This window comes from Pseudomonas sp. TSO6 (assembly GCF_056098905.1).
Genome location: NZ_JBLZWV010000062.1, coordinates 166,518 through 174,494, shown reverse-complemented (window position 1 = coordinate 174,494; position 7,977 = coordinate 166,518). Strand labels below are relative to the sequence as shown.

4 protein-coding genes are annotated in these 7,977 nt (G+C 64.8%); 2 read left to right on the top strand and 2 right to left on the bottom strand.

The window, feature by feature from the left end; genetic code table 11:
- Together ACN6NG_RS24965 and norR are read right to left on the bottom strand one after the other, a co-directional pair.
- Positions 1–3,538: Ig-like domain-containing protein (locus tag ACN6NG_RS24965; protein WP_474316731.1), on the bottom strand; the 3,538-nt coding region annotated here is incomplete at its 3' end.
- Between the two features lie 190 nt (positions 3,539–3,728).
- A complete protein-coding gene (gene norR / locus ACN6NG_RS24960; RefSeq protein ID WP_353455810.1) occupies positions 3,729–5,285 on the bottom strand; it encodes a nitric oxide reductase transcriptional regulator NorR in 1,557 nt (518 codons plus the stop codon).
- Between the two features lie 154 nt (positions 5,286–5,439).
- Here norR and hmpA point away from each other — a divergent pair, with 154 nt between their 5' ends.
- Both hmpA and ACN6NG_RS24950 read left to right on the top strand, forming a co-directional pair.
- Positions 5,440–6,618: an NO-inducible flavohemoprotein gene (hmpA, locus tag ACN6NG_RS24955; protein ID WP_063426299.1), complete on the top strand. Its 1,179-nt coding sequence runs from the start codon at positions 5,440–5,442 to the stop codon at positions 6,616–6,618.
- A gap of 502 nt (positions 6,619–7,120) precedes the next feature.
- Positions 7,121–7,627: a disulfide bond formation protein B gene (locus ACN6NG_RS24950; RefSeq protein WP_016484939.1), complete on the top strand. Its 507-nt coding sequence runs from the start codon at positions 7,121–7,123 to the stop codon at positions 7,625–7,627.
- Positions 7,628–7,977: the final 350 nt, after the last annotated feature.

The window sequence follows — 7,977 nt, the reverse complement described above, 5'->3', positions numbered from 1 at the left end:
GCGATACGTTGCCGGCGGCGTCGGTGAGCGTGACTTGCAGGGTGCTGCCGTCGTTCACGGCAGGGGCCAGAGCGATGACGAAGGTGCCATCCGCGCCAACGGTACCCGTCGCGAGGATGTTGCCTGCTGCGTCACGCACCTGCACGGTGGTGCCGGCTTCGCCACGGCCGCTCAGTTGGCTGCCAGCCAGGCCGATTACCAGATTGGTCGGGGCTTCAGGCGGCGTGGTATCCACACCGTCGATATCCGGTGCAGTGACCGAGCTGGCCACGGAGGTGTTGCCAGCGGCATCCGTCGCAGTGGCCTGCAAGACTTCACCGTCTACCTGTGGCGGAGCAAGGTTGATGCTGAACACCCCGGTCGGGCCGACCACGGCCGTGCCCAGTTCGGTGCCGTCGGCGGCCAGAATACGCACGGTGCTGCCCGGTTCGGCACGGCCAGTCAGGACGCTGCCGTCAGCGCTGACGGCCAGTTCGGTCGGGGCGGCGGGTGCGGTGATGTCCGGCGCGGTGACCTGCGCAGGCAGCGAAGAAACGCCACTGTCATCGATGGCGACCACATCCAGCAGTTCGCCGTTGGCCTGGGCCGGGTTCAGTTCGATGCTGAAGGTGCCGTCAGCATTGGCGATGGCGCTGCCGATCAGGGTGCCGTTGGCGTCGTGCACCTCAACACGGCTGCCAGCGGGGGCCGAACCAGTGAGGGTGGTGCCGTCGGCATCGATGGCCAGGTTGCTCGGGCTGACCGGTGCAGTGGTCAGCGGTACGTCGTATTCGAGGGCAACGGAGGGGTTGCCGCTTGGGTCGGTCTGCACCAGGCTCAGCTGCTCGCCTGGTTGCGCGGCTGGATTCAGGTCAATCAGGAAGGTGCCGTTGGCACCGACTAGGCCAGAGCCGATCACGGTGCCGTTGGCATCGCGTACCTCGACGGTGGCACCCGGCTCACCACGGCCACTCAGGGCCAAGCCATCAGCGCCGACCACGATATTGCTTACTGCGCCAGGTGGCGTGATATCCGGGGCATCGAACTGCAGCGGCGCCGAGGTGTTGCCGGCGGCATCCACCAGGCGTACGTCCAAGGCTTCGCCATTGGCCTGCGCAGGGTTCAGGGTCAAGCTGAACAGGCCATCGGCGCCAACAGTGCCAGTGCCGATGAGGGTGCCGGCGGCGTTACGGACTTGCACGGTTGCGCCCGGCTCGCCGCGACCGGTGAAGGTCACGCCGTCGGCCAGGGCCAGTTCAGTCGGTTGAGCAGGCGGCAGCAGGTCAGCCGATGTGACCGAGCCGGGTGGCGAGACGTTGCCGGCGGCATCGGTCAGGGTCACTTGCAGGGTACTACCGTCAGTAACGGCAGGGGCCAGGGCGATGACGAAGGTGCCATCCGCGCCAACGGTACCCGTCGCGATGATATTGCCTGCGGCGTCACGCACCTGCACGGTGGTGCCGGCTTCGCCACGGCCGCTCAGTTGGCTGCCAGCCAGGCCGATTACCAGATTGGTCGGGGCTTCAGGCGGCGTGGTATCCACACCGTCGATATCCGGTGCGGTGACCGAGCTGGCCACGGAGGTGTTGCCAGCGGCATCCGTCGCAGTGGCCTGCAAGACTTCACCGTCTACCTGTGGCGGAGCAAGGTTGATGCTGAACACCCCGGTCGGGCCGACCACGGCCGTGCCCAGTTCGGTGCCATCGGCGGCAACGATACGCACAGTGCTGCCGGGTTCGGAGCGGCCAGTGATGACGCTGCCGTCAGCGCTGACGGCCAGTTCGGTCGGGGCGGCCGGCGCGGTGATATCCGGCGCGGTGACCTGCGCAGGCAGCGATGAAACGCCACTGTCATCGATGGCGACCACATCCAGCAGTTCGCCGTTGGCCTGGGCCGGGTTCAGCTCGATGCTGAAGGTGCCATCGGCATTGGCGATGGCGCTGCCGATCAGGGTGCCGTTGGCGTCGTGCACCTCAACACGGCTGCCAGCGGGGGCCGAACCAGTGAGGGTGGTGCCGTCGTCATCAATGGCCAGGTTGCTCGGGCGGACTGGTGCCGTGGTCAGCGGTACGTCGTACTCCAGGGCCACCGAGGCGTTGCCGCTTGGGTCGGTCTGCACCAGGCTCAGTTGCTCGCCCGGTTGCGCGGCAGGATTCAGGTCGATGAGGAAGGTGCCGTTGGCGCCGACTACGCCAGTGCCGATCACGGCGCCGTTGGCATCGCGCACTTCGACGGTGGCACCCGGTTCGCCACGGCCACTCAGGGCCAGGCCATCAGCGCCGACCACGATATTGCTCACGGCAGCGGGCGGGGTGATGTCCGGGGCGGTGAATTCCAGTGGTATCGAGCTATTGCCCGCGGCATCGGCCTGGCGAATGTCCAGGGCTTCGCCGTTGGCCTGGGCAGGCGAGAGGGCGAGGCTGAAGGTACCGTCAGCGTTGACCAGGCCGCTGCCGATGAGGTTGCCGGCAGCATCGCGCACCTGCACGGTGGCGCCGGGTTCGCCGCGACCGGTGAGGGTTACGCCATTCGCCAGGGCCAGGTCGGTTGGCTGGTCTGGGGCGGTGGTGTCAGGGTTGTCGACGTCCGGTGCCGTGATGCTTGCAGCTGGCGAAGTATTGCCGGCTGCGTCCGCGGCGCTGACTTCCAGGGCCTGGCCGTCGGTTTGTGGCGGTTGCAGGGTGATGCTGAACTGGCCGTCCGCACCCGCTACCGCAGTGCCCAGCACTACGCCGCCAGTGCCGCGTACGGAAACCGTCGAGCCAGGTTCGGCACGCCCGGTAAGGGTGGTGCCCTGTTCGTTGATGGCGAGGTCGGTCGGTGCCAGTGGTGCGGTTGCATCCGGGGCGGTGACGGTGCCTGGTGCCGAGACATTACCGGCACCATCGGTCAAGGTGACTTCAAGGTTCTCGCTGTTGATCTGTGGTGGGTTCAACGTCACGTTGAAGCTGCCGTCGGCACCCACGGTGCCGCTGCCGATCAGGTTGCCGGCGGCATCACGGATATTCACCGTGCTGCCCGCTTCACCCCGGCCGGTCAGGCGCAGGCCATCCGGCGACACCAGCAGGTCGATGGGCGTGGCCGGGGCAGTGGTATCGGGGTCCGAGCCGCCACCGCTGCTTCCGCCACCGCCGCTGTCGGCTGCAGCTGCTGCGCCACCGACACCGAGCAGGCTGAGCCCGGCAATCGCCCAGGTCGGCATGGCGCTACCGGCGGTGCCGATACCCGCGACCAGTTCGTCCAGCGAGGCCACGTCTTCGAAGGTAAAGCCAGTGAACGCTGCCGCATCGTACTGGGCGTGCCACAGGGTGCCGTCCTCGCCGACGAAGACGATGTCGCTGCCGACCCCGGCCTGGTCCACCGCGAAGAAGTTGCCAACGGTGACTTTTTCACCCGACTTCAGGGTGATGATCAGGTCCTGGCCGCGTTGGGTAACGGTGGCTACCTGGTCGGGAGATACCGGCATCTGCACGACGCCTGGTGCTTTGAGATTGATATTGCCCCAGGCGCTCTGAGTGGCGACTTCGGATTGCTTGTCGGCGATGACGATGTTGTCCATGGATGCTCCCTGCTGGTATCCGGATCCCCCGGCCCGAAACGTTCGGGCCACAACCGCCATAACAGAGCCCTTGCCGGGGTGTTACGCGCAGCCTCGACCAGGCAGTCGAGATTTGGGTGGTTAGGGAGATATAGCAGTCGGGCAGGAAGCAACCAGAGGCTTTCTGGGTTAATCCTTTTGTAGGTAAACCTCAGCGAAGCCCCAGCCGGCGGGCCAATCGGCTCAAGTTTGCGCGATCCAGGCCCAGCTCGCGCGCGGCTGCCGCCCAGTTGTCCTGGTGGCGTTGCAGGCAGGCTTCGATCAGTTGGCGTTGGTAGAGGTCGACCGCTTCGCGCAGCCCGCCTTCAGGTAATGCTGCCACCTGGAGCGGGGCTGCGGGGGAGGGCAGGGGCCCCGGTGTTGCCGAGGACACGCGCAGGTCCAGGTCGATGGCTTCGAGTGTGAGGATACGTGGCCGGTCAGCGTGCTGGCCCAGCGCCTTGAGTGCCGAGCGACCGATCAGGTGTTCCAGTTCGCGCACGTTGCCTGGCCAGTCGTAGGCGACCAGCGCGGCTTGGGCGTCGTGGCTCAGACGCAGGCTGTTCAGGCCCAGGCGCGAACGGTTCTGTTCGAGGAAGTAGCCAGCCAACAGCAATACATCTCGACCACGTTCGCGCAAGGGCGGCACATGCAGCGGGTACACGCTGAGGCGGTGATAGAAATCGGCGCGGAAGTTGCCGTTGCGCACTTCTGCAGCCAAGTCACGGTTGGTGGCGGCAATCAGGCGCACGTCCACGCGGTGCTCGCGGTCCGAGCCCAGGCGTTGCAACTGGCCGCTTTGCAGCACACGCAGCAGCTTGGCCTGTACGGTGAGTGGCAGTTCACCCACTTCGTCGAGGAACAGCGTGCCGCCGTTGGCCAGTTCGAACTTACCGCGGCGCTCGCCGTGCGCACCGGTAAAGGCACCGCGTACATGGCCGAACAGTTCGCTTTCTACCAGCGTGTCGGGCAGGGCGGCGCAGTTCAGGCTGACCAGCGGCTTGTCGGCGCGGCTGCTGGCCTGGTGCAGGGCAAGGGCCACCAGTTCCTTGCCGACCCCGGTTTCGCCGGTGATCAGCACGGTCAGGTCGCTGCCACCGACCAGGCGGATTTCCTCTACCAGGCGCTTGTGCGCGGGGCTCTGGCCAATCAGCTCTTTATCCTGGCCGCTGGCCTGACGGTAGATCTCGGCGCGGTGGTGTTCGTCCTCGGCGCGCAGGGCCAGGTGCTGAATGCGCTCGGCCACGGTAACGGTAGCGGCGGCCAGGCTGGCGAAGGCCTGCAGGGCATCCAGTTCCAGGCTCTGGAACTGCCCGGGGGTGAGGGCGTCGAGGGTGACCAGGCCCCAAGGGCGTTCATCGACCATCAACGGGCAACCCATGCAGTCGTGCACTTCAAGGTCGGCATCCGGGGCATTGACCAGGCCATCGTAGGGGTCGGGCAGTTCGGAGTCGCTGGCAAAACGGGTGGGTTCCGGGCGGCTGAGCAAGACCTGGAACCGTGGGTGCTCGCTGACCCGGAAGCGCCGGCCGAGGGTGTCGGGGCTCAGGCCATCCACTGCCAGCGGCACCAGCCATTCACCATCCAGGCGCAGCAGCGCGGCGGCGTCGCACGGCAGCAGGCCGCGCATGGCCTGCAGCAGGCGCCGGTAGCGCTCCTGGTCGGGCAAATCGCGGGACAGGTCGCTGACCAGGGGCAGCAAGGCGGTGAGCAATGGCTTTGTGGTCATAAAGACTCCAGTGGGTCGTTATGACTATACGCCGGGGTGGGTCGTTTTGACATGACTTGTGTCAAGCCCCTGATTTTGCTGGCGATAAAAGTTGGCACGATTGCTGAAATGGCTAGGGCAGTCATTTGAAGCCACAGGCTCAGGAGTTGTCGCAATGCTCAATGCCGAACAACGTGCAATCATCAAGGCCACTGTACCCCTGCTGGAAAGCGGCGGCGAAGCGCTGACCACCCACTTCTACAAGATGATGCTCAATGAGTATCCCGAGGTCCGTCCACTGTTCAACCAGGCCCACCAGGCCAGTGGTGACCAGCCGCGGGCCCTGGCCAACGGCGTGCTGATGTATGCCCGCCACATCGACCAGCTGGAGCAGCTGGGCGGCCTGGTGGGGCAGATCATCAACAAGCATGTTGCCCTGCAGATTCTGCCGGAGCACTACCCGATCGTTGGCAGCTGCCTGCTGCGCGCCATCGAGGAAGTGCTGGGCAAGGAAATCGCCACACCTGCGGTGATCGATGCCTGGGCCGCGGCCTATGGCCAGCTGGCCGACATCCTGATTGGTGCTGAAGAAAACCTTTATAAACAGAAGGAAGAGGCCGAGGGCGGCTGGCGCGGTACCCGCGAATTCCGCCTGGTACGTCGCGAGCAGGAAAGCAGCGAGATCGTCTCGTTCTACTTTGCCCCGGTGGATGGCAAGCCGGTGCTCAAGGCCGAGCCAGGCCAGTACATCGGCCTGAAGCTGGACATCGACAGTGCCGAGCAGCGCCGCAACTATTCCCTGTCGGCGCTGTGCGATGGCAAGGAGTACCGCATCAGCGTCAAGCGCGAGGCGGGCGGCAAGGTTTCCAATTACCTGCACGATGAGCTGCTGGTGGGCGAGACACTGCAACTGTTCCCGCCTGCGGGTGACTTTACCCTGGCAGCCAGCGACAAGCCGCTGGTGCTGATCAGTGGCGGCGTGGGCATCACGCCGACCTTGGCGATGTTGCAGGCGGCGCTGCAAACCCGGCGCGAGGTGCATTTCATCCACTGTGCGCGTAACGGTGCGGTGCATGCCTTCCGTGACTGGGTCGATGGCCTGGCGGCGCGTCATCCGCAGCTCAAGCGCTTCTACTGCTATGCCGAGGCTGCGGGTGGCGCCGAGGCCGATGCCATCGGCCTGCTGAGCGAGGACCTGCTGGCCGAGTGGCTGCCGCCGGAGCGTGATGTGGATGCCTACTTCCTTGGGCCCAAGGCCTTCATGGCGGCGGTGAAGCACCAGTTGAAGAGCCTGGGTGTGCCGGAGCAGCAGAGCCGCTACGAGTTCTTCGGGCCGGCGGCTGCCCTGGAGTAATCCACCGAAGGTACTGCGCTGGCCTGTAGGAGCGGCCTTGTGCCGCGAAAGGGCCGCAAAGCGGCCCCTGCAATATCAGCTGCGAAGCTGAGACCCTGGGGCCGCTTTGCGGCCCTTTCGCGGCACAAGGCCGCTCCTACAGGGATAGTGCAAGCCATTGCTGGGCCAGTCATCCCGGCTGTTGGGTCGCACCACACCTTCCTGCTTATATATAAAGGAAAGATGAAACCGGGCGCTGCGCTTTCATCTTTAATCCTCCTTTAATCACGGTATCCTTCACTCCCGGGTGTCGAGGGGCTTGCCCCTGCGCGGCACCCGGGCAGCCGTTTTTTTGCCGCCCAGCGTTGAACCGACGTTGTTGCGGCCGGTCTCAGCCACACCGGATAGCCCTGCGCAGTGCTATCACGCTGCTTCCTCGGCACGCTCAAAGGCCCTGCCCAGCGTGTAGACTTGCGCTCAGGCAGGCGGACCACGCTGCCACTATCCATCGAAGGAACCGGCAATGAACGAACAAACATCGCGCCTGAATCGGGAACGGCGCTTTCTGGTGCTGTTGGGCCTGATCTGCCTCTCGCTGATCGGCGGCGCCCTCTACATGCAAGTGGTGCTGGGCGAGGCACCGTGCCCGCTGTGCATCCTGCAGCGTTACGCGCTGCTGTTCATTGCCGTATTTGCCTTCATCGCCGCGGCGATGCCCGGGCGCCGCAGCCTGACCTTCTTCGAGGCACTGGTGGTGTTAAGCGCAATTGGCGGAATCATTGCGGCCGGCAACCATGTGTATATACTCGCCAACCCCATGGTCAGCTGTGGCATCGATACCCTCCAGCCGATCGTTGACGACCTGCCTCTGGCCAAACTCTGGCCGCTGGCATTCCAGGTCGACGGCTTCTGCAGCACGCCGTACCCGCCGCTTCTCGGCTTGTCGCTGGCGCAATGGGCGCTCGTGGCGTTCGTGCTGACCGCCATCCTGGTTCCGCTCGGGATCTACCGCAACCGACGCCAGGCTTAGACAAAAGTCCTGAATTGCATGTGGTCTTTTACACCGCATGAGAAGAGGGAAAAGTCGCGCACCGCTTGATCCAGATCAACCACAAAGCCTTGCGGAATGCGGCTTTGAGGCCTAGCAAGCGGGGTGCGACAAACTGTCGCGAAGTTGAATTATCGAGCAGCATTGTTACGCATTCTGTAAAAGACTGTTGCTCAATAAGTCATAGTCAAGGGTTGGCGACCTCACTACAATCGCCCCCAATTTCCGTTCGGCACTGCTTGCGAGTCGCAGGATTGAAGGAAGCCCCAGCGCTCCTTTTTGCTGACTTCGTCAAGTTTCGCCCAACGGCGATACCGGGCGGACCCCCCTCC

What these genes read in the sequence shown, in the direction of transcription:
- norR (WP_353455810.1), bottom strand. Translation starts at nt 5,285, where the DNA reads ATGACCACAAAGCCATTGCTCACCGCCTTGCTGCCCCTGGTCAGCGAC.
- hmpA (WP_063426299.1), top strand. Translation starts at nt 5,440, where the DNA reads ATGCTCAATGCCGAACAACGTGCAATCATCAAGGCCACTGTACCCCTG.
- ACN6NG_RS24950 (WP_016484939.1), top strand. Translation starts at nt 7,121, where the DNA reads ATGAACGAACAAACATCGCGCCTGAATCGGGAACGGCGCTTTCTGGTG.